Source organism: Paenibacillus sp. KN14-4R (genome assembly GCF_052180255.1).
Taxonomy (GTDB): Bacteria; Bacillota; Bacilli; order Paenibacillales; family NBRC-103111; genus Paenibacillus_AM.
This window is the reverse complement of the sequence record NZ_CP197466.1, coordinates 3,734,924-3,757,459: the sequence shown is the minus strand read 5'-3', so window position 1 is coordinate 3,757,459 and position 22,536 is coordinate 3,734,924. Positions and strand designations below refer to the sequence as shown.

Sequence of the window (22,536 nt, the reverse complement as noted above, 5' to 3'; positions counted from 1 at the left end):
CTAACAATAGATACAATTGATAAGATTGCATTCCGATATAAGTAATGGGGTGACAAAATTGATACGGGCGATGTTAGTAGACGATGAAAATTTAGCGTTGATGCAGCTTGGGAAGTTGTTGCAGGAAATACCAGACATAGAGGTAATCGGGTCTTATATGGATTCCTCTTTAGCGATAGATGAGGTAAGTAGATTGCAGCCAGATGTCGTGTTTCTCGATATTCATATGCCGGGTATCTATGGTTTACAGGCGGCTGAGTTGATCCAAGAAACTTATCCTGCTGTCAAAATCGTGTTTGTCACGGCCTTTGACGAGTATGCAGTTCAAGCTTTTGATCTGTATGCGCTCGATTACGTGTTAAAGCCTATTCGAAGGGATCGGCTGACAAGAACCGTAGAACGTCTGAAGATGAGTATACTTAATAATCCGGAAGTACAAGAAGTTGCTCCACACTCGATCCTACTTAAATGTTTGCACACGATGCAAATTGAAATGTCAGGACATGAACCAGTAATTCTTAAATGGCGTACAGCTAAAGCTCAGGAGCTATTCGCTTATATGCTCCATCACCGAGGTCAACTTGTGCGTAAAGATGTCTTATTTGAATTACTCTGGCCGGATTATGACATTCCCAAAGCAACAACGCACCTATATACGACTATTTATCAGGTCAGACAAGCTTTGAAGCGAATCGGTGTGGATATACATATTCACAGTCTGAGCATGAAGGAAGGATACGTACTTGATGCAGCTCGTGTACGGCTCGATACCGAAGAGTGGGAACAGGCACTGAAGCAGTTGGATGGAGTAACAAGCGATAATATCCATGCGTATCAAAGGCTGCTAGAGATGTATTCGGGTGATTATTTATCCGACTGCGATTATTTATGGGCGGAACATGAGAGGCAGCGTTTAAGAAAGCTGTGGATACAGCATGCCTATTTGCTTGGTGAATATTATTTGGAGCAAGAGTTCTTGAACGAGTCGATGATGGTGTATCTGCGCGTGCAGCAGCAGGACCCTTATGAGGAAACATGTTATCTGGAACTGATGAGAGTTTATGATCAATTAGAGGACAAAGCAGCAGTCGAAGAGCAGTACGAACGTCTAGTCTTAGTCCTAAATGAACTAGATGTTACGCCAAGCCAGAAGACGATCGCTTGGTATGACAATTGGAAATTGTCCTCTTATGCATAGGCATCTACCTGAAATTTTGGGTAGTTGCTTTTTTTGTTCATTTTTTGTTCAGAAGCATTTGTTTTAATGAGGGTATGCAATTGGATTGAAAAAGGGAGTTGAACATAAATGGCTGCAGTCATGGTAGTAGACGATACCGCATTCATGCGGATGGTCATGCGCGATATATTGGAAGGTATGGGTATGAACGTTGTAGCTGAAGCCCGCAATGGGAAGGAAGCTGTGAATTTATATGACAAGTTAAAGCCCGATCTTGTGACAATGGACATTACAATGCCTGATATGGATGGAATTTCAGCGTTAAAAGAGATTAAGCGCAGCCATCCTGAGGCAAAGGTTATTATGTGCACAGCAATGGGACAAAAAGACATGCTTATTGACGCAATTTACAGCGGTGCAATGGATTTTTTGGTGAAGCCGCTTTCCAAAGACCGTGTTGAGCATGCCGTTCGCAAAGTGTTGAAGTAATAATTGCCTGGCTTAGTGCTTCGTATAGGCATCTGGCGTCTGGCCGACAATGGACTTAAAGTCCTTAATGAAATGCGATTGATCGTAATAGCCAAGTTCGGTTGCGAGCTGGAGGAAATCGGGACGGGAGCTGCGATCTATCGATTCTGCCGCATTTTGCAAGCGATACAGCTTGATGACCCATTTCGGACTTACACCCACATATTGGTTAAAAATGCGCTGAAGTGATCTCTTGTTCATTTGAAAAAGTTCGCATAGCTGGTCTACTTTTGTGATGTCCAGATCTTCATGAATTCGTTCTACCATTTTATCAATCATAGCGGTTGTGGGATCAGGGTGCGGAAGGTGACGGCGGAGTAAATCTTCGACAAGGTTGATCTGAGCATGATCAGATTCCTGGGAAAAGAGAGTCGCTTCAAATTTAGCAGCATCCACATGAAACACATCTGTTAGCATGATTGAACGATTCGTTAGACGGGAGACAGGCCATTTTACAAAAGGATAAAAGCCTCCGGGTTTAAACTTCACGCCGAATGCGCTTGCTTTTCCTTGGAGAAGCTTTGCGTTTTTTTGTTTAGCAAGGCCATAAAAAGCAGAATGATGGGGCTCAAATATGAGATTCACACAAGGATTTGGCACGGAATATTGGAGATAGGGTTCTTGTCCTCGTAAATCCCATTTCACGATCCAATAATGCTTGACGAAAGGACTTAAATCCTCAGATGGAGCATGACGCGTGAGTGAGAATTTTTGTGTACTCGTTTGCAGGTTAAGGATGCCCATACTCGGCATAGGGAAAGTTGGATTCATGATTAGTTCCTCCTATTCGATTGAAAAGATGAAACGTTGTCGCGTTTTTACAAGACTCCAATAAAAATGGAAGATAAACTAATAGTAGCACATCACAATCATGTATTTGAATATCGAAGGAGCCGAGGACATGAAAGAAATGAACTTGAAATATGAATTTTATATCAATGCCAAACCAGAAGTCGTATGGGATGCGCTCGTTACACCGGAAGGAACGCGTAAACTCTTTTTTGGATGCGATCTGGAATCTACATTTGAAGCAGGTGCGCCTTATCAATATGTAGGCCCAGGTAATGATGGAGATCAGACAGTTCATGTCTACGGGACGATTTTGGCATTTGAGCCGAATAAGTTGTTCAGTTGTGTTGAGCATCCTGGACCGTCATATTACCCGAATCATGCAGAATTAGAGTCGCGGATTACAATGACACTTGAGGAAGTGGGGAGCTGTACCAAGTTCACCCTGATTAACGATCAATTCACAGAGAATCACCCTTCCTTCGAAAATACCGAGAAAAGCTGGTGGATGATCCTCAGCAACATCAAGACCTATGCAGAGACGGGTAAGACCATTGATTTTGGTTGGTAAAATAGATGATGAGCTCGCCCTTCATTTGAGGGCGTTTTTTTTGTTAAAGTACCAGTATTATTTTACCAGTATCCTATGAATACGCTTCCTATTTACTTTTAAAAAGTGGAGTGCTACAATTAGTTCAACCGGTTGCACAATACTATGCAAACGGTTGCGCAACAAAGAACAACCGGTTGCACAAACTCGAAGTTAGAATAACTTGGAAGAGGAGGCGCTTCGCATCGAGCCGAAAAATACGACCCTTTCGACGATCGCTGAACTCGCTGGGGTTTCAAAATCCACGGTATCTCGAGTACTCTCGGATCACCCGCGAATTAGTCAGAAGACGAAAGATAAGATTTATCAAATCATTAAAGAATTAGGCTATCACCCGAACGAAGTAGCAAGAAGTTTGGCGAATAAATCGACCAAGACGATCGGGATCGTGATGCCGATTCAGAATGCGGAGGCTTTTTATGCAGGTTCTTTCTTTCAAGAGTCTCTTCGGGGAATATGTACGATAGCCAGTGAAAGCGGTTACGATATTCTAATATCTACCAATAAAGTATCTGAAGTGGATGCTATCGGTCGATACATCAATGGCAAGAAGGTTGATGGGATTATCCTCATGCGTTCGAAGGTAAAGGATGAAGGGATTGAGTATTTACGCAAAACCCACTTCCCGTACGTGTTAATCGGTAGTTACGAAGATGAAACGGGTGTTTACAGTGTCGATAACGATAACTTTCAAGCATCCAAAGATTTAACTTCTTATTTAATCGCTAATGGAAAGCGAAGAATTGGTTTTATAGGTGGAACGACAAAATCTGTCGTGACGGTGAATCGTTTGAATGGCTATAAGAAAGCACTTAAGGAGCATCAGCTACCTATTAATGAAGCTTTCATTCTAACAGACAGTCTGTATACGGAAAATTCGATTTGTTTAAAGAGTATGTTTTCCTCACAGGATAAGCCTGACGCTCTTATTGTGCTGGATGATCAAGTCGGTGGCTTTGTTATCGAACAATTATCGGGTATGGGTATTCAAGTTCCAAGAGATGTGAGAATCGCTGGATTTAACAATAGCTCTTATTTCGTTAATGCGAGCCTATGTATCTCCAGTATTGAGATTCACGCAGAAGAGATTGGCTCCCGCGCATGTCAGATGCTGATCGATGTGATGAATAATAAACAAGTCGAACATAAAGTCATTGTTGATCACAAGTTGGTCAAAAGAGATTTTCCACAACCATGATAAATACTGTTAAACAGTGTTTATAGATATTTACGCAACTAGAGGAGGTCAAAGAAATGAAAAAAGGGATTGCGGTATTAGCAGCAAGTGCACTTGTAGTAGGGGCTTTAGCAGGTTGTACCAGTAAGGATGGGGAAAAGGCATCAGCAGAACAAACGGTAATTGATGTGTTTCAATTTAAGGTAGAATTTAAGGATCAATTCGAGAAAGTAGTTAAAGACTACGAGAATTTGCATCCAAACGTGAAAATCAACATCAGTACTGTAGGTGGCGGCGATGATTATGGTGCTGCACTGAAATCGAAGTTCGCTTCGGGCGCTGAACCAGCAATCTTTAACGTAGGTGGACCACAAGACGTTGCGGACTGGAAAGCTAAGCTCGCTGATCTATCCGATACCGAAGCTTCTAAGAAAGCATTAAAAGGAACACTGACAGGTGTATCCGTTGATAATAAAGTATATGGCCTTCCTTTTGCACAAGAAGGATATGGATTCCTTTACAATAAAGAAGTTTTCAAAAAAGCAGGCATTGATCCTAGCACAATCAAGTCCTATAAAGCTCTAGAAGATGCAGCGGTATTGATTGATTCCAAGAAAAAAGAATTGGGTCTTGATTCCGTTACAGCATTCCCTGCAAAAGAAACTTGGGTAACTGGTTTACACCTATCCAATCCGTTCTTAGCAGCTGAGTTTGATGGCGATGTATCCAAAACGTACCAAGCCAAAGAAATTCAATTCAAATATCAAGATGCTTTCAAGAAAGTTCTTGATTTACAACAAAAATATTCCGTTCAACCAACAGTGAGCTTGGACTACTCCAAACAAGTAGAAGAACTGTTCTCCAATGGTAAAGTGGCATTCATTCAACAAGGGAACTGGGTATATGGTTCCATTCAAGGTATCGATAAGGAGTTCGCTGCAAACAATGTAGGCATCTTGCCACTTCCAGTTGAAGGATACAAAGAAGACAGCATTCCAGTTGGCGTTCCTATGTACTGGGCTGTGAATGACAAGAAGAGCGATGCAGTGAAGAAAGAAAGTAAAGCATTCTTAGACTGGTTGTACACTTCTGATGCTGGTAAGAAAACTGTACTTGAAGATTTCAAATTCATTCCAGCTTACGATGGTTATGACACAGCTAAAATTTCCGATCCAATCTCCAAAGAAATCTACAAATATGCACAAGAAGGTAAAACAATTGGTTGGGTATTCATGGGTTACCCAAGTGCATGGGGTATGGACAAGCTAGGTGCAGATATTCAGCAATACGTAAGTGGTAAATTGACTTGGGATCAACTCATTCAAAATGCGAAGAATACTTGGAAAGCAGCTAGATAAAGCGACAGAGGTAGTAAATAAAGTGGCTTTGTAAGCCACTTTATTTATGACTCGATGAAGGAGGATATTTTATGAAAAGCAACAAAAATAGCCTTGCGTTCTGGCTATTCCTAGCCCCAACGATGGCTGCATTATTCATTGTTGTTATCGTTCCGTTACTATTTGGGTTGTACTATTCCTTTACAAACTGGAACGGTATTGAGTCGACTGAATTCGTAGGGCTTGGGAATTATGCCAAATTATTACATGATAAAGTATTCCTAAATTCATTATGGTTCACGACGAAGTTTTCACTTGCCTCCATCTTTTTTATTAATATCATTGGTCTTGGCTTAGCCCTAATCGTAACTTCAAAGATCAAATCCAAGAATATTTTAAGAACTGTATTTTTCATGCCAAACTTAATTGGTGGGCTCATTCTAGGTTTTATCTGGCAGTTCATCTTCATTAAAGTTTTCAGCGCTGTAGGTAGTGCGCTTGGTATAGAGTCTTTGCAGGGTTGGTTATCCACACCGACAACAAGTTTCTGGGGACTCGTTATTCTCATGAGCTGGCAAATGGCCGGTTACATCATGGTTATTTATGTCGCTTACTTGGAAAATGTACCGCAGGATCTAATTGAAGCAGCTGAAATTGATGGAGCGAATGCGTTCCAGAGATTCAAAGCGATCACATTCCCGCTCGTTGCACCTGCGTTTACAGTCAGCTTGTTCTTAACTTTATCTAACTCGTTCAAATTATATGATCAGAACTTGTCTTTAACAGGCGGGGGACCTTACAACTCAACTCAAATGGTTGCGATGAACATTTTTAAATCCGCGTTTGGGGAAAATCAAATGGCTTATTCGCAAGCAAAAGCGATTATCTTCTTCCTAATTGTTGCAGCGATTGCCCTGACTCAGGTTTATTACAACAAGAAGCGTGAGGTGGAGTTGTAATGAAAAGGAAACAACATTTATTAATTGAGATTCTAGGAATTTTACTCGGGTTACTTTGGTTATCACCTTTCTATTTAATGATTGTGAATTCACTTAAGACCAAGAAAGAAATTTTTACAGATACACTTGGATTACCGCAAGTTTGGACATTTGATAACTATACGAAAGCGGCTCAACAGCTCGATTTTTGGCACACTTTCTTAAACTCGGTATTAATTACAGTAGTTGGGGTATTGTTTATCGTCGTATTTGCTTCGATGTCTGCTTATGCCTTATCTAGAACGAAGACAAAGCTTAGCGGCGTTATTTTCTTAGTGTTTGTCGCGGCAATGTTGATTCCATTCCAATCCGTAATGATTCCACTTATTACGTTGTTTGGTAAAGTAGAAATGTTGAATAGAGTCGGTATCATTGTCATGTACCTTGGATTTGGATCAAGCTTGTCCATATTCCTCTACCATGGTTCATTGAGCTCGATTCCAATCACATTAGATGAAGCTGCCAAAATTGACGGTTGCAATAGTTTTCAAACATTCTGGAAAATTGTGTTCCCAATCCTGAAGCCGATTACGGTTACAGTTGGTATTTTGAATACGATCTGGATCTGGAATGACTATCTATTGCCGTCTTTAGTCATAAATCAAGAAGGAAAACAAACAATCCCTCTCAAAATGTTCTATTTCTTTGGTGAATATACGAAGCAATGGCACTTAGCGCTTGCAGGTCTAACACTAGGGATTATTCCAATTATTATTTTGTACTTCTTTGCGCAACGGCAAATTATTCAAGGCATTACTCAAGGATCGGTGAAGTAGGAGGAATTTAGGATGAACGAGAAGCGATTGTTTGATATTAATAGTTTTAAGCTATCGACAAGCACGCTCCATAAGAAAAATCGCAGACTTGCAGAAAGTTTAACGTCGATCGGTAACGGTTATATGGGAATGCGCGGGAACTTTGAAGAAACGTATTCAGGTGATTCCCATCAAGGAAGTTACATCGCGGGTGTATGGTTCCCCGATAAGACGAAGGTGGGCTGGTGGAAGAACGGCTATCCCGAGTATTTTGGTAAAGTAATTAACTCACTTAACTTTATCGGCATTGGGGTGCAAGTAGACGGGGGAGAAGTGGATCTTCATGTAGATGAAGTCCGCGACTTCCACCTGGAGCTTGATATGCAGACTGGCATTCTTAGCAGACAATTTATTGTGGTAAAAGGTAAGAAAGAGACGCTAATTAAAGTTGAGCGCTTCCTAAGCGTGGAACGTAAAGAAATTTGTGCGATCTCCTATACGGCAACACCGCTGAACTATGCTGGTGAAGTTACATTTACACCATACTTAGATGGAAATGTGCATAACGAAGATTCCAACTATGAAGAGACTTTCTGGTCGGAGATCGAACGTTCGTCGCAGTTGTTTGGTGGATCTTTGGTAACGAAAACCAAAGCAAATCCATTCGGAACACCGCAGTTTACAGTTGCTGCAAGCATGCATGTTGCTCCAACGAAAGAAGCTGAAATCGCTGCTACTGAGCGCGGAATGTTCGTAGCTAACTCTGTTCGTATGCAAGCAAACGAAGGCGAAACAGTCGGTATTCATAAATATATTAGCGTAACTTCATCTCGTGATTATGCAGAAAGTGAAGTACTTAAGGGATCTCAGCATATTCTTGATCAAGCCGTTCAAGCAGGGTATGAGTCACTCAAGCAAGCGCATGTTGAAAAATGGTTGGAAAGATGGGAAATCTCTGACGTTGAAATCGTAGGTGACGAAGAAGCGCAGCAAGGGATTCGTTATAACTTGTTCCAATTGTTCTCGACCTACTATGGTGAAGACTCTAGACTCAATATTGGTCCTAAAGGCTTTACAGGTGAAAAATACGGCGGAGCGACTTACTGGGATACAGAAGCTTATGCAGTTCCACTTTACTTATCTGTAGCAGGTAAAGAAGTGACTCGTAATCTACTCCTTTATCGCTATAACCAGCTCGAAGGCGCATATCACAATGCAAGACAACAAGGCTTGCAAGGTGCACTATATCCGATGGTTACATTCACAGGTGTAGAGTGCCATAACGAGTGGGAGATCACATTTGAAGAGATTCATCGTAATGCTGCAATGGTTTATGCGATTCATAACTATGTGAATTATACAGGGGATAAATCATACCTTGAACAGTTCGGTATTGAAGTTCTTGTTGGCGTCGCACGCTTCTGGGCGGATCGCGTACATTTCTCCAAGCGTAAGCAAATGTTCATGATTCATGGTGTAACAGGACCGAATGAGTATGAGAACAATGTGAACAACAACTGGTACACTAACTTTATGGCTAAATGGTGCTTGTCCTACACATTGAAGGTGATTGAAGATCTTCGTGCGGCAGGAGCAGTCAAGCATCTGGACACCCTTCAGGTTACGGAATCCGAACAAGTGAAGTGGCAGTCGATTACGGAGAAAATGTATCTGCCATATGATGAGGAATTAGATGTTTTCGTGCAGCATGACACGTTCTTGGATAAAGATCTGATGCCAGTTAGCGAGCTTGCTCCGGAGCAGCGTCCATTGAATCAAAAATGGTCTTGGGATCGCATCCTACGTTCATGCTTCATTAAGCAGGCCGATGTATTGCAAGGGATATACTTCTTCGGTGAGCAGTTCAGCCTGGAACAAAAACGCAAAAACTTTGCGTTCTATGAGCCAATGACGGTTCACGAATCGAGTCTTTCTCCATGTATTCACTCCGTACTAGCTGCTGAGCTTGGCATGGAAGAGAAAGCCGTAGAGATGTATAAACGTACAGCTAGATTAGATCTAGATAACTATAACAATGACACGGAAGACGGTCTGCACATCACTTCGATGACAGGCAGCTGGCTTGCAATCGTACAAGGATTTGCAGGTATGCGCACAAGCAATGAAACGTTGTCCTTTAAGCCGCTTTTACCAAAAGGCTGGGATAAATATTCATTCAAGATCAATTACCGCGATCGCTTGCTAAAAGTAACCGTCTCCCAAACCGAGACGCGCTTAGAATTGCTTCGTGGTGAAGCTCTAACCTTGAATTTGATGGACGAAAGTGTCCTGCTAGAGAAAGAAATTGTGAAATCGAACTAATTGAAGAAGTTATTAAAAAGTAAACGGAAGAGAAAGAGAGTGTTGGAGGAGCGTTAGCGTTCGCCTTTGAAATCGTAAATATACCACATAGTCAATTCAAAATTTACGAGTTCAACAGCGACCGGAAACACTCTCTTTATCTGTAGTGACCTCTTTTTACATCACTACCATTTAGGAGGTAACACATATGAAAGATTGGTGGAAAAGCTCAGTCGTCTATCAAATTTATCCAAGAAGTTTTAACGACTCCAACGGTGATGGCATGGGGGATATCCCTGGCATCATTGAGAAATTGGATTATCTCAAAGAACTCGGCATCGACGTCATCTGGCTAAGTCCAGTATTTGACTCCCCGCAAGATGATAACGGGTATGATATCCGCGATTATAAGCGTGTGTATGAGCAGTTCGGGACGAATGAAGATATGTTCGCAATGATCGATGAAGCGCATAAACGCGGCATTAAGATCGTCATGGACCTTGTTGTGAATCATACTTCAGATGAGCATCAGTGGTTTGTTGAGAGTCGCAAGAGTAAAGACAACCCGTATCGGGACTATTATATTTGGAAAGACGGTAAGGAAGACGGATCAGAGCCGAACAACTGGGGTTCCTACTTCAGCGGTTCCGCTTGGCAGTATGATGAAGAGACGGAGCAGTATTTCTTACATTATTTCTCCAAGAGACAACCGGATTTGAACTGGGAAAATGAACAACTCCGCAAGGATGTATGGGATCTCATGACATTCTGGATGGAAAAAGGGGTGGACGGCTGGCGACTGGATGTTATCAGTTCCATCTCCAAGTTCCAGGACTATCCGGATTATGACAAAGTCGAAGGTCATAAATACCTGATCGGCAAATACCATACAAACGGTCCGCGTTTGCATGAATTTTTGCAAGATATGAACCGCGAAGTGCTGTCGAAATTCGATTGCATGACCGTAGGTGAAGCACCAGGATCATCCCCAAGTGAAGCGAAACTGTTCACAGAACCATCGCGCAACGAGCTGAATATGATTTTCACGTTCGAGCATATGGATCTGGATACTGAGCAAGGAACGCCGAACGGCAAGTGGGCGATGAGAGATATGAACCTGGTAGAGCTAAAAGCGAATCTGACAAAGTGGCAGACAGAGCTTGAAGTTGGTGGTTGGAACAGCTTGTACTGGAACAATCATGATCAGCCGCGTATCGTATCCCGCTGGGGTAATGATGGGGAGCACCGTGTTGTAAGTGCGAAGATGCTAGGTACCGTTCTACACTTCTTGAAGGGCACGCCTTATATCTACCAAGGGGAAGAGATTGGTATGGTGAACTGCGCGTATGCCATTGAAGAATATGACGATATCGAGATTCGTAATGCATATCGCGAGCTTGTGCAGGAGAATGGCACGCTCACACACGAGCAATTCTTGAAGGCTGTTCATTACAAAGGACGGGATAACGCTCGTACACCGATGCAATGGGATGCGAGTGAACACGCTGGCTTTACGTCAGGTACACCTTGGCTTAAGGTGAATCCGAGTTATGAGGAAATCAACGTAAGTGCGGCGCTGCAAGATCCGAATTCTGTTTTCTATCACTATCAGAAATTAATTCAACTGCGCAAACAAGTTCCAATCGTTGTTCATGGCAAATATGCGCTGATTCTTGAAGATCACCCAGAAATTTTCGCATATACACGCGAATATGAAGGCAAACGTCTACTTGTAGTAGCGAACTTCTATGGCAATACGCCATCGGTTGATCTACCTGAGCATGTACAAGGTGCAAATTGGACGCAGCTACTAAGCAATTATGAAGATAGTGCTGCCGCGCCAGAACAATTGCAATTAAGACCTTATGAAGCAGTCGTGTATCTGGAGGTATAACGCATGCGAACAACGAAAGCTGTCGTATTTGATTTAGATGGTGTCATTACAGACACGGCAAAGTACCACTACCTTGCATGGAAAAATATGGCTGATAAGCTCGGTATTCAGATCGATGAATCGTTCAATGAACAGCTCAAAGGCGTCTCTCGTATCGATTCACTCAAGCGAATACTCGCTCATGGCAATAAGCTGGATGCTTATTCGCCTGAAGAGATCGAACGATTAGCCAATGAAAAGAACGAAGAGTATAAAGTTCTTATTGAAGATGTAACTGCAGCGGATCTGCTACCAGGTATCGAAGCGTTCCTTCAAGAACTAAAAGCAGCATCGATTAAGATGGCGATAGGCTCTGCATCCAAGAATGCACCGATGATTCTGGAGAAGCTTGGCATTCTCGATTATTTCGAATATATCGTGGATGTGAATCATATCGTCAACGGCAAGCCAGCACCAGATATTTTCCTAGATGCCATTCAAGGACTGGGTGTTAAAGCGAGTGAAGCGGTTGGCATTGAAGATGCAGAAGCAGGAATTGAGGCATTGCAAAAAGCACAGATAAGTTCCATTGGTATTGGTGTTATCGGTGATACAACATTGCCTTCTACTGCAGAATTAAACATTTCACTGCTATCGTAATCAGGATGTAAATCATAATGATAGGAAGACCTAATCTCCTCTTGATGAGGGGGTTGGGTCTTTTTTGCGTGATCATTATTTGCTGCTTTTCTCGACTTTATCATAATAATCATTTTGAAGGGAATTATATAAAATCATAGTTTGATCTCTACTATTCGAGGGATAACTTATAATGAGGTTTTCTTTCTGTTGATTCAATTCCTTCGTGAGATCAAGTATGGTTTGATAGTCCTCAATTTCTATTGTAAAACGATTAAAACTACTATCTGCATATATTTGCCCTAAACGTATTCTTATATTTTGATCATAGCAAATGACTCCAAATCCAGATGATAACATGCAATAATTATATTTTTTTTCATTTATCGCTAGTTTTCCTATGTATTTTTCTGTTTTTTTATCATAGTTTCCATCAAGTTCAATTTTGATATTTTTTTTGTAATCAGGATTTATGGTTTTATAAGTATCTCCATTGTAAGCAATGACAATTTTTTTCGAGTTTGGCGTTTTGCTGAAAGTATACCAAGTGCCTAATACAATAATTACTAATAGTGATAAGAATGTGTAATACTTTTTGTAATTATTCAATTGGAATTACCTCCTGGTTATATATGTGAATTGAGAACTATCTGAGCTTATATGTATTATATGCATATTTTAATGGGGAAAATGTATTTTTACCAAGTGATTCTAACTTTGACTCTTCATAATAATAACTACCGATTTTTGTAGAAGCCGTTGAGAAGGCAAGGCAAATGGGATTGCTCTAGCTTCAATTTTGACAAGTTGACATCTCCGAGTGCGAGGACTAGAATAGGCAGAACGAATATTTCCTACAAAAGAAGTGATGAACATGACATCTCTTGAAATGATGTTGAAATTATGTCTGGCTTTGTTATGCGGTCTATTGATCGGCATTGATCGACAGATTAAACAGAAGCAGTTAGGACTCAGACCGAGCATGGTGATCTGTATTGCGAGCTGTTTACTAACAATTGTATCCATTGAGGCATTCAGTAAATTTGCTGGCACCAACCATCCGAATATGGACCCCATGCGACTTGCGGCACAGATTGTGAGCGGAGTCGGTTTTATCGGAGCCGGTGTTATTTTGCGGAAAAATAATGACGTCATATCTGGACTTACCTCTGCCGCACTCATTTGGTCAGCGTCTGCATTAGGTATTACAATTGGCGCTGGATTTTATCTAGAAGCGGTGTGCGGTGTGATTCTGATCATTTTGGCTGTTAACTTTGTTCCATTTCTCATCAAGCTGCTAGGACCTAAGAAGCTGAATCGGGAAGAGGTTGCCATCAAGATCAGGGTAGAGTCGAACACGAAGATGACCAATCTGATTAAGCGCATCGAACAAAAGAATCAAAGCGGGCAGGAAAATAAGGGCGACTACAAGATTCGTGATTTGAAAATAAGAGATTTAGACGAGAACACGCAGCTAATTGTAATGACCCTTACGGTTCCCAAAAACCGTTACACCACGGAAATTTATTATGATATCAAGCAAATTGAACATGTCCTATCCGTGGAAGTCGAACATTTATAGCCCCTAAAGGAATGTTTCTAAGGTAGATTTTAGACCTAAGAAACATTCCTTTTTTATTTCCTCCATTTTGAATAAGTCAAGACTTTGTTCCATTTGTCACAATAAAGACGAGAAGATGTGGCGAATTTTTGATAAATAATACTGTTATTTTTATAATATTTGTGATAATTTAATAAGTGTAATAATTCAGACAAAATTATAACTTGCAGGGGGATTCCTAATGTGGACCAGAGCCTTACATACGAAATCAATTGAAATTTTACGTACGAAAGTTAAAAACTCGCTTATGCTAGCTGTTTTTTTCTTTGTGTCGGCATTGCTGGAGTCTTACGTTGGGACACATCTCGCAAGTGGACAGGAGCAAGCAGTTGCTGCTTATGTTTTGATTGGAATGGGATTATTATTGGGTTGCGGAATATTCTTTATGGTGAGATCGATGGTTACGCAATCTGTGATTATGAGTAAATAATTGAATCCATAACAAATAAAAAGCCACTGCTCGATAAGTCCAACAGAAATGGACTTTGGAGCAGTGGCTTTTCTTTTTTCTTTATGCAGCAGTAACCGTAGCTACTTATGACCATACACACTATCTGTAATGATGGATGATAGCTCGGACTTTTGAGCGTGATACACAGTTGGCGTAATGCTGCCGCTGGCAAGACGTTCATCTAATTGCGCGGTCATCTCGGCAACTTGCAAGTTAATGATGCTCTGGACATCTTGGTTATTCCCTGCCGCAATATCGGCTAACGTCTTCCCGTCATAAAGTGCGTCATAGATGTCTTCATCAGATGATGCGCCAAGCGTCATCTTGAATGACTCGTTATTGTTAAGATCTGTATATGGAGAGACTGATGTTAACTCTTCTTGTTTGTCGGTTGTTTGCGTGTCCACTTTAACAAGCTGGATGCTAGCTGCATGAACCTGATTGTCCTCTTTCCAAAATGTAAAACCAATTGTAATGGCGAATGCCATTGTGCCGACCATAATAAACTGTTTCGGATGCATATGTACATTCCTCTTTTCCATGTATTTCGTGCATATAATCTACTACGTAGGATAATGCAAGTCGTTTCACTTTTTATAATATACAAGATGAACCTTAATCTGAAATGAAGTGAAAGTAAAAATTGATTTAAAAGTTGGGGTTTTTCATGCACTTGTGATACCATTACTTCTATTACTATTAATGGAGTGATACGGATGGCATACGCAGCAAATGATGTAGCACAGTGGATGTTAGAGCAAGTAAAGTCAGCGGGTATCCTATATCAAACGGACGCTGTGAACTATATCATAACGAATTTCGGCGAATCGTTTATTTATGTGAATGACAATGGCAATCAAGCTATTGATAAGGAAGTAAAGAAGATTTTCAAGAAAATGCACGGTGGTAGAGCGGCTTGGGAAAGAGATGGCTTCTTCTGGGGCTGGCATTAAATGTTGCAAAAGGCACAAACGAATGCTCGGTATTGTGCCTTATATATGTAAATATTTACAATGAATTGCGTATTGGATTAACCTATGCTACAATGTAATTAATTGAAATCAAATGTATTTTAAACCAGAACTTACGTATTGGAAAAAGAATCATTTGTACAATGACTCTTTTTCCAATGTGTGAGTTTTATTTTTTTTAAAAGGATCATGTTAATAAACTTTTGGAGGTAACAAAAATGGAACAAGGTACAGTAAAATGGTTTAACGCAGAAAAAGGTTTTGGTTTTATCGAAGTTGAAGGTGGAAACGATGTATTCGTACATTTCTCCGCAATCGTAGGCGACGGCTTCAAGTCTTTGGACGAAGGCCAACGCGTTGAGTTCAACATCGTTGAAGGCAACCGTGGACCACAAGCTGAAAACGTAGTAAAACTGTAATTTTACAGTTACTATAGAAGAACCGCTCTTAGCGCTGCTAAGGGCGGTTTTTTTGTGCGTTCTACTTATGGATTCTTCTGTAATTGTCGAATGATTTCGGGTATTGACTTTTAATAAACGAAATCATAAAATGTTTATTAAATAGTAAACAATAATTATTTATGTCTATATATTTAGGAGGGACCATCTTGAATCGTAGAGAAGAATTGAAACAAATAGCGAAAGAAATTAAAACCGAAGCTGGCGTGTTCAAGATTACGAATATACGTAATGACAAAGTGTTAGTGGAGGCAATGAACAATTTGAAGCGGATGAACGGACAGCAATTTACACTTGAAATGGGTACACATCCGAATAAGAAGCTTCAGTCCGAATTTACGGAGTTCGGCAAAGATGCCTTTAAGCTTGAGGTGCTGGAAGTATTGAAGAAGAAGACAGAGGGCTATTTTGACGAGAAAGATGAGTTGAAGAAGCTGAAGGAAAAATGGCTGAAAGAGCTTCAACCCTACGGTGAGCGTGGATATAACGATTAACGTTAGCATCAATAGTCGTATTGAGAAAGAGAATCATCCTCATTTACTAATTTTATGTAATCCACTTTACAAAAGTTAGTTCATGTATTATATTGTATTTAACGATCTTATAATACTGAGCGGAGGTGTTCACTATGGCTAAACAATGCGCATGCGGTAACACACAAAATGAGAACGGCAACTGCGACGGTTCACACGCAAAAAAAAGCGATAAATAATATCGCTGGATACATAATGGAAGCTCTGATGCATGCATCAGGGTTTTTTTTAATGGGGTTCCACAAAACACCTTTTCATAAACTGCGTTTTTTAGATACAATAGAAAGACTTCATTTAAGAGAGTAGGCTTGTGTGCATGATCGATTTATCTAAAGTACAAATTCAGGATATCGTGATTCATAAGGTAGGGAACAAGGTTAAAGATGAAGGTGTGGTTATCTCCAAGGATGTGTATGAGGTGCCCAATGACGACATTCATCAAGTTTTGTTGAAATATTTTTTAAACAGCTTTAAGTTCGAGACGTTCTATAAATTCAGTCATGAAGCAGATTTGAACTTGAACGAAGTGTATACGTATACGAACAAGATTTTTAATGATCGATCTTCCTTTCATGAGCAATCGGTTCATTTGTTGCGTCATTTATATGAGCAATCCACGCATCCACAGATTAAACCTGGTGAGCTGTATATTGTGCATTTCGGTAATATTTTATATAAGGATTTCCCTGTGAATGCCCTTGGAATATTTAAATCAGAGAATAAAGATGTATATTTAAGAGTGGATGAAATGGAAGGTTCACTGTTTGATGTACAATCCGAGCAAGGCATTAATATTAAGAAACTGGACAAGGGTTGTCTAATCTTTAACTTTAAGGCCAATGAGGGCTTTGCGGTCAGTATTGTGGACTCGGTTAAGAAAGGCAATGAAGAAGCTGCGTATTGGAAGGATGATTTCTTACGCGTCAATTTACTGGAAGATGAGCATTTCCTAACGGATCAGTATGTGCGCATGTGCTCGAACTTTTATGATGATGTCATTGTTGCGACGTCGGAGCAGACAGATAAGAAGGATAAGCTGATGTTCATTAATCAGACGATCCAGTATTTTGCCCAACATGATGAATATGTAGAAGAAGAATTCACAGAGAAGGTGCTTCAAGCGCCGGAGCATATTCAAATTTTCAAGACGTATAAAGAGACTTACGAGGAAATGAATGAACTGCCAACCGTATCTCAGTTCCCGATCTCCCATGCGGCTTTGAAAAAAGTAAAGCGGGAGTTTAAGAACGACATACGGCTGGATACTGACATTGAGATCAAAGTGAAAAATGACAATTTCGATTATCTGGAGAAAGGCTACGATGAAGAGAAGAAGATGCACTACTACAAAGTGTATTATAATCACGAAGCCTGAGATTTAGATTGTTGTAAAAATAATCGAATGGAGTGGCTTGCGCACCATAGCGCAACTACAGTAAATAATAGGGACCACACGAAAGCAGGAAGGAATGTCGCTTCAGCTAGATTCGTGGCATCGCCTGCTCGTGCGGGTTGTACGACGGATTGACAGAGTAGATAGACAGGTCCCACAACAGACTCCACTAAGCAAATAAAAGCAATCAGGGCGTAATAAGCATTGCGCAGCCACGGCCAAGTGCATAGATAAGTGGCGATATTCAGCACGATAAATCCGATACACCAAATCACACCGAAGCCATTACGGACGAATAGCAGTAAGGCAAGGGTCGTTAGGATTGTAAGTATAAGCAGCCCTTGCTTCTGTCGATTCGTCTTGTATAGATAAAACAGCAGCACGGTGAACAGCGCAGAGATGATATAGCCTGCAAGTGAGATGGGGATGAATCGCCACGAACCGGAGACGGTAGACAAGGTAACCCCACTGTGATCGGAGAACAGATGAATGTACTGCACATTCCCGGATAGCAATAGGGTCATCAAAGCATGACCTGATTCATGAATTAGCGTATCTACATTTTTAAAAAAAGACGAGAATGGAATGAAATGTGTCAGTATTGCTGTTCCAATTAAAAAGGCAATCGTTTTACCCCATGTACGCAATTGCATCCCCCACCTTCCGTTTATTCAGATAATTGCTTCCATTTATTTTCCATTTCAGGTCGTGTGTAGCCCACCATAGCTTCAACTAATGGAGTTGGCTCGTCGTCCATGACGAACAGCTGCTTATTGGACTCACGAGCGAATCCGGCGGTGATCGCATGATCAACCATTTGGTAAAAAGGTTCATAGAACTGATTCACATTTAGGAGTCCAACTGGTTTTTGGTGGATGCCTAATTGTGACCAACTCAGCATCTCGAACAATTCCTCGAATGTCCCAATTCCACCAGGTAGTGCGATGAATGCATCGGACATCTCAGCCATTAGCGCTTTGCGCTCGTGCATATTACCAACCTCATGAAATTCACTTAAACCGGTATGGACCATCTCTCCGCGAAAAAGACCCTTAGGCATAATTCCAATCGCTTTGCCTCCATTTGCTAATACGGCATCGGCTAGAATGCCCATGAGTCCGATTTTGGAACCTCCGTATACAAGCTCGATTCCTCGTGAAGCAAGTTCTTCTCCTAATTGTTTGGCTTTTTCAGCGTATTCGGGCGAGTTCCCGACGTTCGATCCTGCATATACACAAATTCTTTTCATAGTTAAAACCTCCTGTATGATGAGTAACTATATATAAATATGGCGGATTTTATTCCTATCATGATAGTTGTCCACTCCGGTGATTTCATAGATGCATAGACTATGGATGAAAGGAATGGTTAACATGATATATCCTAATACGAAGTTAGGCAAGTATGAGTTTCTGATGCAAAATGACGATTTTAAGCGTTATTTGCCGCCTACGTACGAAATGACTGACGAAAACATAAAGCTGCTATTCGAAGAAAGTAAATCAATCTTTGCAAAGTCTAATACTGGGTTTGGTGGATTTGGTGTGGTGAAGATCAATAAGCTGAGTCCGACACGCTATCAGACCATTCATAGCGATGGTACGGTATTTACCTTCGATTCATTTGAACATATGTACGCTTACATGTTAAAGGTGCAGGGCCGTAAGTCGTATGTGGTTCAGAAGGGGCTAAAGCTGCTCACGTATAAAAAGCGTCCTTTTGACATCCGAATCATGGTTCAAAAAAATAAGTTCGGTGAGTGGGTCACTACGGGCATATTGGGTCGACTTGCGAAAAAAGGTAAAGTCATTACAAATTTTATGAATGGTGGAAAAGTGTATCCACTAAGCAAGTTGTTGTCTCCGTACTATGCACGAAGTGAACGGTACTCTTTTATAGAGAATTTAGAAAAGTTAGGTTGGGAAGTCGCGGTCTATATGAATGAGGGTTATCCTTCTGTTGCAGCGTATGGGGTGGATATTGGACTTAGTGCAGATTATAAACCGTGGATTATTGAAGTGAATACGCGTCCAGGGACGATCATCTTTAAGCATCTTAAAGATAAGACGATGTACCGTAGAGTGATGAAATATTCTAAATATGGAGGTGGCCAAGATGGCCGTAGCTCGAGCGATTAATGCACGTAAAGTCAAAGCGCTGATCGGTCAGCATGTATGTGTAGAGCTCAAGGATGGCAGCTATTATATCGGGAAAGTCACAGCTGTGAAGAATGGTGAAATGATCCTACATGGAGCCAAAGGTAAAAAGAAACTCCCAAAACGATCTGTTAAAGGGAAAGAAAAGGCACATGTATCTGGGCTCTTAGGAATGTTAATGAGTCTTGGTGGGTCGGGATTGTTTGGCGGCGGCGGTCTAGGCGGATTACTCGGTGGAGGCGGAAAAGGTGGAGGGTTAGGCGCACTTGGTAATCTAGGTGGTTTAGGAGCGCTGGGCGGTATGCTCGGTGGGGGTGGGAAAGGCCCTGGTGGAGGATTAGGCGCACTTGGTAATCTAGGAGGTTTAGGAGCGCTCGGCAGTATGCTCGGCGGTGGAGGAAATGCTGGAGGCGCAGGTGGGCTAGGCTCGTTAGGAGCGCTGGGTAATCTTGGCGGATTAGGTGGTTTGGGTTCACTTGGTGGACTGATGGGCGGTGGACAAGGCGGAGGCCCAGGAGGTCTATTAGGTGGTGCCAAAGGTGGAGCAGTAGGAGGGGCAGTAGCAGCACCTGCAGCTGCACCGGCTGGTGGATTATTCGGAAGCATTGGCCGCATTATTCCTAATATTCGTGTCGGCTACGGACTGGTTAAAACGATATGGCCGATAGCCAGACCTATGATTGGTCAAATGTTGTTGAAGAAGTAATTGGACACTCGGTCGTAGGATCGAGTGTTTTTTTCTGTAAAAAAAGGCATGATTCAACATATTTTGCAAGTTCGATTGCGCAAAAATAATAGGATGATATGATAAATATTGGAACTAAAAGAAATATTATGAATTCAATATTTTATAATAAGGAGTGAAATATGAGAAGAGTCCTGAAATACGTGTTCCCGGCCTTACTGATTTGTCTAGGTTATTTGGTGTACGTACAATGGTTTAGTCCGTCAGCACCTACGTTATATCTGCCCCCTAGTGAAACGAAGTTAGCGGACAAGCTCACCGAGCTGCCGTATGTGAGTCTGGATGGAAAGAAAGGCAAGCTTCAGATGAAAGATGCGAAGGCAACGGTTTTCTTGGTAGATTCCTACTTGAAAGGATCTCCGACGATGTATGAAACACTGCAGGCTGCACATGAACAATTTGCAAAGAGAGGGATGAGGCTTGTTTATCTCTGGAGGGGGAGCGGTACTCAAGATCGAAGTGAAGAAGTGATGAAGATGATCAAACTGAATGATGGTACGATTCATGTAGCTTCTAATAGAAAGATGAATGAACAGTATCATAAGTTGGGAATAGAAATCGTTATGTCACCATTAGTCTTTGCTTATAACGAAGAAGGGAAGCTTATTTTTCAGAAAGATGGTATATACAAAGGAGATTTATTTCAAACAATGTTATCGATCCCAGTGGGGGTGAGTAAGCCATGAGATGGGAATATATCTCCTATGCCTATAGGAATGCACTTCGGTACCCGAAGCGACTCTTGACGATGATGATTGGAATTGCACTCGCGACATTCTGCATCTTAAGCTTGTTGTCGATCGTGACAACTACTTCTGCCGTGGACAAGCATACGATTAGTGAAATGGAAACTAAGAATGTGAATTACAAGCAAGTGGATATCGCACCGAAGACCGTAGATCAAGTCGTGACACCAGAGTTAATAAAGGAGTTTCAATCCTCAAGTGCGGTGAGCAAAGCTTATTATTACGAAGATTTATCTTATAACTTATGGTATTTCAAATTCCTGATTCCATGGATGTCATGGAAGAGCAAACTCAATATCGAGATGAGTCCGATTATGCTTGATGTTGCAGCAGCGAAAGAGTATGGCTTGGATCAAAAAATCGTAGCCGGCAAATATTTCTCTGGTGATCCGAATGAAATTATTATTTCCCAAGACTTGCTAAGTAAGTTTACAGAGCAAGAGAAGGTGCTGCAGGGGCAGGATGTGATAATCTCTGAGTCGTTGAGAAAAGAGTTAATAGCAGGCAAAGGGGATCGGGTAAAAGAGGAAGAATTGATCGGTCAGTCGGTCTCATTCGTATATGCGCTGGATTGGGTAACTGAGCGCAACATTCTTGATACATACTCAGTACCTCTAAAAGTTATTGGTGTATTCGATCCCAAGATAGGTAGTCAAACACAAGGTGATGTGTGGCTTCCGTTAGGCATTAAGGCAAGCTTACGGAAGCTGGATTTTACGAGCCAGATGTCAAAGCTAAGTGGGAAAATGGCAGTACAAGCAACCGATGTTACTGCGACGAATCAAGTTATTACGCAAGCTGATCAATTGGGTTTCTTAGCGGGAAAAACACTTCAAATGGACGGTTTAATGTCCAAAATTTTAACTTCAAGTAAAGTGCAGAACTGGATCTATAAGATTGCGCTTATAATTGCCGTAATAATTTCGGTGGTCAGTCTTATTGTCATTTGTTATCTAGTGATCTCAAGTAAAGTTTACGAATTCATCCTACAACGGGCATTAGGGTTGACAAGATCTCAGCTAATTGGCTTATTTTCAATTGAGATGTGTATGATTGCTGTTCTTGGTTCTTTACTGGGGCTGTTATTGACGCTTCTATTGTTAAATACGAATTTGAATCAATTGTTATCACTTAACATGAGCATGTATTTGTCTGGTTCATTAACAGTGCTTGTTCTCGTTAGCATACCATTAATCGTACTGCTTCTTGCATTTCTATTGATTCATCGTGCATCTCGCACTCAGCTTTCACTTGGGTTAGCAAGGGGGGACAGCTAGC

At 41.2% G+C, this 22,536-nt stretch carries 25 protein-coding genes; 20 read left to right on the top strand and 5 right to left on the bottom strand.

Annotated features, from left to right (window positions below; translation table 11 throughout):
* The first annotated feature begins 58 nt into the window (after window positions 1–58).
* Both ACSBOP_RS18525 and ACSBOP_RS18520 read left to right on the top strand, forming a co-directional pair.
* Window positions 59–1,198 (top strand): response regulator, encoded by a 1,140-nt coding sequence (locus tag ACSBOP_RS18525; RefSeq protein WP_442601978.1) that lies wholly within the window; start codon window positions 59–61, stop codon window positions 1,196–1,198.
* 108 nt (window positions 1,199–1,306) lie between these two features.
* Complete coding sequence (locus tag ACSBOP_RS18520; protein ID WP_442601977.1) at window positions 1,307–1,666, top strand: response regulator; 360 nt, start codon at window positions 1,307–1,309, stop codon at window positions 1,664–1,666.
* 12 nt (window positions 1,667–1,678) lie between these two features.
* Here ACSBOP_RS18520 and ACSBOP_RS18515 read toward each other — a convergent pair whose 3' ends face one another.
* Window positions 1,679–2,476: an AraC family transcriptional regulator gene (locus ACSBOP_RS18515; protein WP_442601976.1), complete on the bottom strand. Its 798-nt coding sequence runs from the start codon at window positions 2,474–2,476 to the stop codon at window positions 1,679–1,681.
* A gap of 130 nt (window positions 2,477–2,606) precedes the next feature.
* Here ACSBOP_RS18515 and ACSBOP_RS18510 point away from each other — a divergent pair, with 130 nt between their 5' ends.
* The 8 genes from ACSBOP_RS18510 (at window position 2,607) to pgmB (ending at window position 12,205) form a co-directional block, all read left to right on the top strand.
* Window positions 2,607–3,065 carry an SRPBCC family protein gene (locus ACSBOP_RS18510; protein ID WP_442601975.1) on the top strand — a complete coding sequence of 153 codons (459 nt, stop codon included), beginning with the start codon at window positions 2,607–2,609 and terminating at the stop codon, window positions 3,063–3,065.
* Window positions 3,066–3,267: 202 nt separating this feature from the next.
* Window positions 3,268–4,302 carry a LacI family DNA-binding transcriptional regulator gene (locus tag ACSBOP_RS18505; protein ID WP_442601974.1) on the top strand — a complete coding sequence of 345 codons (1,035 nt, stop codon included), beginning with the start codon at window positions 3,268–3,270 and terminating at the stop codon, window positions 4,300–4,302.
* 56 nt (window positions 4,303–4,358) lie between these two features.
* Window positions 4,359–5,639, top strand: coding sequence for an ABC transporter substrate-binding protein (locus ACSBOP_RS18500; protein WP_442601973.1), 1,281 nt, complete (start codon window positions 4,359–4,361; stop codon window positions 5,637–5,639).
* A 71-nt stretch (window positions 5,640–5,710) separates the two neighbouring features.
* Entirely contained in the window at window positions 5,711–6,577 is an 867-nt protein-coding gene (locus tag ACSBOP_RS18495) for a carbohydrate ABC transporter permease (RefSeq protein ID WP_442601972.1), read from the top strand.
* Window positions 6,577–7,392, top strand: a complete 816-nt coding sequence (locus tag ACSBOP_RS18490) for a carbohydrate ABC transporter permease (protein ID WP_442601971.1) — start codon at window positions 6,577–6,579, stop codon at window positions 7,390–7,392. The genes ACSBOP_RS18495 and ACSBOP_RS18490 overlap by 1 nt, the downstream gene beginning before the upstream one ends.
* Before the next feature lie 12 nt (window positions 7,393–7,404).
* Window positions 7,405–9,693, top strand: a complete 2,289-nt coding sequence (locus ACSBOP_RS18485) for a glycoside hydrolase family 65 protein (RefSeq protein WP_442601970.1) — start codon at window positions 7,405–7,407, stop codon at window positions 9,691–9,693.
* Between the two features lie 187 nt (window positions 9,694–9,880).
* Complete coding sequence (locus tag ACSBOP_RS18480; RefSeq protein ID WP_442601969.1) at window positions 9,881–11,566, top strand: glycoside hydrolase family 13 protein; 1,686 nt, start codon at window positions 9,881–9,883, stop codon at window positions 11,564–11,566.
* Window positions 11,567–11,569: 3 nt separating this feature from the next.
* Window positions 11,570–12,205, top strand: a complete 636-nt coding sequence (gene pgmB / locus ACSBOP_RS18475) for a beta-phosphoglucomutase (RefSeq protein ID WP_442601968.1) — start codon at window positions 11,570–11,572, stop codon at window positions 12,203–12,205.
* A 75-nt stretch (window positions 12,206–12,280) separates the two neighbouring features.
* On the opposite strand, the gene ACSBOP_RS18470 is transcribed toward pgmB, so the two are convergent.
* Window positions 12,281–12,793 carry a hypothetical protein gene (locus ACSBOP_RS18470; RefSeq protein WP_442601967.1) on the bottom strand — a complete coding sequence of 171 codons (513 nt, stop codon included), beginning with the start codon at window positions 12,791–12,793 and terminating at the stop codon, window positions 12,281–12,283.
* Window positions 12,794–13,052: 259 nt separating this feature from the next.
* Here ACSBOP_RS18470 and ACSBOP_RS18465 point away from each other — a divergent pair, with 259 nt between their 5' ends.
* Window positions 13,053–13,766 carry an MgtC/SapB family protein gene (locus ACSBOP_RS18465; RefSeq protein WP_442601966.1) on the top strand — a complete coding sequence of 238 codons (714 nt, stop codon included), beginning with the start codon at window positions 13,053–13,055 and terminating at the stop codon, window positions 13,764–13,766.
* A gap of 220 nt (window positions 13,767–13,986) precedes the next feature.
* The gene (locus ACSBOP_RS18460; RefSeq protein ID WP_442601965.1) at window positions 13,987–14,235 is read left to right on the top strand and encodes a hypothetical protein; all 249 of its coding nucleotides are present in this window, start codon (window positions 13,987–13,989) and stop codon (window positions 14,233–14,235) included.
* A 101-nt stretch (window positions 14,236–14,336) separates the two neighbouring features.
* Here the strand turns inward: ACSBOP_RS18460 and ACSBOP_RS18455 are convergent, their stop codons facing one another.
* Entirely contained in the window at window positions 14,337–14,777 is a 441-nt protein-coding gene (locus ACSBOP_RS18455; protein ID WP_442601964.1) for a hypothetical protein, read from the bottom strand.
* 195 nt (window positions 14,778–14,972) lie between these two features.
* On the opposite strand from ACSBOP_RS18455, the gene ACSBOP_RS18450 reads away from it, so the two are divergent.
* The 4 genes from ACSBOP_RS18450 (at window position 14,973) to ACSBOP_RS18435 (ending at window position 17,593) form a co-directional block, all read left to right on the top strand.
* Complete coding sequence (locus ACSBOP_RS18450) at window positions 14,973–15,209, top strand: DUF6953 family protein (protein WP_442601963.1); 237 nt, start codon at window positions 14,973–14,975, stop codon at window positions 15,207–15,209.
* Between the two features lie 236 nt (window positions 15,210–15,445).
* Window positions 15,446–15,646 (top strand): cold-shock protein CspD, encoded by a 201-nt coding sequence (gene cspD / locus ACSBOP_RS18445; RefSeq protein ID WP_442601962.1) that lies wholly within the window; start codon window positions 15,446–15,448, stop codon window positions 15,644–15,646.
* 188 nt (window positions 15,647–15,834) lie between these two features.
* Entirely contained in the window at window positions 15,835–16,179 is a 345-nt protein-coding gene (locus tag ACSBOP_RS18440) for a GIY-YIG nuclease family protein (RefSeq protein ID WP_442601961.1), read from the top strand.
* Window positions 16,180–16,534: 355 nt separating this feature from the next.
* Window positions 16,535–17,593 (top strand): nucleoid-associated protein, encoded by a 1,059-nt coding sequence (locus ACSBOP_RS18435; RefSeq protein ID WP_442601960.1) that lies wholly within the window; start codon window positions 16,535–16,537, stop codon window positions 17,591–17,593.
* Here ACSBOP_RS18435 and ACSBOP_RS18430 read toward each other — a convergent pair.
* Together ACSBOP_RS18430 and ACSBOP_RS18425 are read right to left on the bottom strand one after the other, a co-directional pair.
* Entirely contained in the window at window positions 17,581–18,264 is a 684-nt protein-coding gene (locus ACSBOP_RS18430) for a M50 family metallopeptidase (protein WP_442601959.1), read from the bottom strand. The genes ACSBOP_RS18435 and ACSBOP_RS18430 overlap by 13 nt on opposite strands.
* A gap of 14 nt (window positions 18,265–18,278) precedes the next feature.
* Window positions 18,279–18,860 (bottom strand): TIGR00730 family Rossman fold protein, encoded by a 582-nt coding sequence (locus tag ACSBOP_RS18425; RefSeq protein ID WP_442601958.1) that lies wholly within the window; start codon window positions 18,858–18,860, stop codon window positions 18,279–18,281.
* A 124-nt stretch (window positions 18,861–18,984) separates the two neighbouring features.
* Between ACSBOP_RS18425 and ACSBOP_RS18420 the strand changes: the two genes are divergently transcribed.
* From ACSBOP_RS18420 to ACSBOP_RS18405, 4 genes are all read left to right on the top strand, one after another.
* Complete coding sequence (locus ACSBOP_RS18420) at window positions 18,985–19,749, top strand: YheC/YheD family protein (RefSeq protein ID WP_442601957.1); 765 nt, start codon at window positions 18,985–18,987, stop codon at window positions 19,747–19,749.
* Window positions 19,727–20,473 carry a hypothetical protein gene (locus ACSBOP_RS18415; RefSeq protein ID WP_442601956.1) on the top strand — a complete coding sequence of 249 codons (747 nt, stop codon included), beginning with the start codon at window positions 19,727–19,729 and terminating at the stop codon, window positions 20,471–20,473. Before ACSBOP_RS18420 ends, ACSBOP_RS18415 begins: the two co-directional genes overlap by 23 nt.
* Before the next feature lie 161 nt (window positions 20,474–20,634).
* Window positions 20,635–21,198 carry a hypothetical protein gene (locus tag ACSBOP_RS18410; RefSeq protein ID WP_442601955.1) on the top strand — a complete coding sequence of 188 codons (564 nt, stop codon included), beginning with the start codon at window positions 20,635–20,637 and terminating at the stop codon, window positions 21,196–21,198.
* A complete protein-coding gene (locus ACSBOP_RS18405; protein WP_442601954.1) occupies window positions 21,195–22,535 on the top strand; it encodes an ABC transporter permease in 1,341 nt (446 codons plus the stop codon). The genes ACSBOP_RS18410 and ACSBOP_RS18405 overlap by 4 nt, the downstream gene beginning before the upstream one ends.
* Window position 22,536 lies beyond the last annotated feature (1 nt).